The organism is Nocardia sp. XZ_19_385 (assembly GCF_015355755.1).
In the GTDB taxonomy this organism is placed as follows: Bacteria; Actinomycetota; Actinomycetes; order Mycobacteriales; family Mycobacteriaceae; genus Nocardia.
In genome coordinates this window covers 1-953 of sequence record NZ_JACVEE010000016.1, presented here as the reverse complement: position 1 = coordinate 953, position 953 = coordinate 1, and the positions used below count along the sequence as shown (strand labels likewise).

The following is a 953-nucleotide window of genomic DNA, read 5'->3' as shown; positions in this document are numbered from 1 at the left end:
ATCGCGGCGATAAAGTCGGTGACGTCGGATCCGTAGATGCCCCAGCTGTTCACACCGCCGAGCTCGACGAGGCGAAGCACGCCGTCGGGGCCGACGCCGACATCGACGGTGACCATGGTGCAGCCGTGAGCGAGTAGTCGCGCCGCCGCGGTTTCCGCGAAGTCGCGAACGTGAGCGGGGACAGGGAGATACGGATCGATCGGATAGGAACTTCCGCAGACGAAGCGCCCGTCGCGGCAGAAGCAGCGGTACTCGCTTTCGAAGGGCACGACCTCGGACACGACAACGAGCTCGTCTCGGTACTGGCCGTAAGTCTCGAGCCAGTGCCCCAGCTCCGTGATGGCATGCACGCCTGCGGGAAACAGCTTGTAGTTCGTATCGCTGCGGATAAAGACCTGGTCACTGTCGAACATGCGCCGCAGTGGTAGACGGGGAACCGCCGAGAACGGCGCGAAAACGGCGGTGCGTCCCAGGAGGTCGTACATGTGTCGGTAGTAGAACGAGCAGCGCAGCATCGTGTAGTCGTCGAAGACCGCTTCTCCGAGCCGCGGCACGCGACGGAGACTTCTCATCGTGGGCATAGTCCCGTACCCAACGATCGGGCGGCCGTCCTGGACCACGGGCCACCGTCCCGTCATGGCGTCACGCGATTGAACAATCAGGGCATCGTCAAGCGCGGCCGCGACGAGAGCGGAGCCGGGAAATTCCTCATGGAGATCGATGAGCCATTGCGGTCGCATGGCACGATGCTATTCGCGCTGAGCGCCGCGGAGCGCGGCAATCAGTTTGGGGCAGTCGGTGATTCGGGACGATGACCGCGGCGGTCAGTGGACCGCTGGACATGGTTCCGGTCAGCGACACCCCAACTCGGATGAGCGCTCATTGCCGGGAGTCGGGAGTCGTTCCGTCCGCAGACCCGCGCTGACCGACTCGGGCCGCGCGGGTAGCGGCAG

General features: G+C 64.6%; 1 protein-coding gene. It reads right to left on the bottom strand.

The genetic code is table 11. The features are described 5' to 3' along the window. Positions 1–740: ATP-grasp domain-containing protein (locus IBX22_RS37155; RefSeq protein WP_194820541.1), on the bottom strand; the 740-nt coding region annotated here is incomplete at its 3' end. Positions 741–953 lie beyond the last annotated feature (213 nt).